Here is a 784-nt window from a genome sequence, read left to right on the forward strand (position 1 = left end):
TGCAGTACATCCAGACGACACCGGGCAGCCACCAGACTCACCGGGCCGGCCCCCTCCGACAGGTCGAAGCAGCAGCTCTCCCATCCGGCAGACCCACCCCACCAGTGTCTTGAGAAGTCATGACATCCGAAACTCTCAGAAGACATGAGACAACACAGTCGCTGTCCGGCTCCATCCGGACGGCGACGGGTCGGTAGCGCACTCAGGCGAAGACGACGGTGCGGTGCCCGTTGAGCAGCACCCGGTGCTCGGTGTGCCAGCGCACCGCCTGCGCCAGCACCCGACGCTCGACGTCCTGCCCCTTGGCCTGCAGCACGGACACCGAGTCCTCATGGCCTGCCCGCGTCACGTCCTGCTCAATGATCGGCCCCTCATCGAGGTCCGCCGTCACGTAGTGCGCCGTCGCCCCAATGAGCTTCACCCCGCGCTCGTGCGCCTGGGCGTAAGGACGCGCCCCCTTGAAGGACGGCAGGAACGAGTGGTGAATGTTGATGACGCCCCCGTGCAGCCGCTCGCACAGGGCGGGGGAGAGGATCTGCATGTAGCGGGCCAGCACCACCAGCTCGACATTAAGAGAGTCCACCAGTCCCAGCAGCTCGGCCTCAGCGGCCTCCTTGGTCTCCTTGGTGACCGGGATGTGGTGGAAGGGCACCCCGTAGAACTCGGCGACGTCCCGCAGCGTCTCATGGTTGCCCACCACGCCGACGACGTCGACCGGCAGCCCCTGGCTGCGGGCCCGGAAGAGCGGGTCGGTCAGGCAGTGCCCCTCCTTGGAGACCATGAT

1 protein-coding gene is annotated in these 784 nt (G+C 66.7%); it reads right to left on the reverse strand.

Annotation, left to right across the window (positions count from 1 at the left end):
- Positions 1–202 precede the first annotated feature (202 nt).
- Positions 203–784 (reverse strand): formyltetrahydrofolate deformylase (locus HMPREF2883_RS10180; RefSeq protein ID WP_070661884.1); only part of this gene is annotated, 582 nt, incomplete at its 5' end.

The organism is Actinomyces sp. HMSC075C01 (assembly GCF_001812965.1).
Classification (GTDB): Bacteria; Actinomycetota; Actinomycetes; order Actinomycetales; family Actinomycetaceae; genus Actinomyces; species Actinomyces acetigenes.